The following is a 338-nucleotide window of genomic DNA, read 5'->3' on the forward strand; positions in this document are numbered from 1 at the left end:
CTGACAAACAACCTGAACGGTCTTGCCGGTACAAACTCTGCGATGCAGATTGAGGTTACCATGCCCGGCGGCGGTGTGACGACCAACTTCGGCCAGAACCTGAAGGATATTGTGGTTAACGGTGCGACCGTTGTCAAGGGCCCCGTCGACCTGGCGAACGCCGAGACCGGTACCTACACCGCCATTGCAAAGTGGCCCAGCGGCACCGACTTCTACGGCAAGGGCTTTGACTCCAACACCGTGACCTTCGAGGTTTCCAGCAAGGCACTGACCCTCACGTCCAACAAGGACAACGTCGTTCGCGGCAACAGTTTCACCGTGACGATCGCCGGCGAGTC

1 pseudogene is annotated in these 338 nt (G+C 58.9%); it reads left to right on the plus strand.

Features of this window, described 5'->3' with window-relative positions:
• Nucleotides 1-338: pseudogene (locus tag BP737_RS02140) on the plus strand (PGF-CTERM sorting domain-containing protein); the annotation flags it as partial.

It is taken from the genome of Methanoculleus sp. UBA291 (assembly GCF_002499755.1).
Lineage (GTDB): Archaea > Halobacteriota > Methanomicrobia > Methanomicrobiales > Methanoculleaceae > Methanoculleus > Methanoculleus palmolei.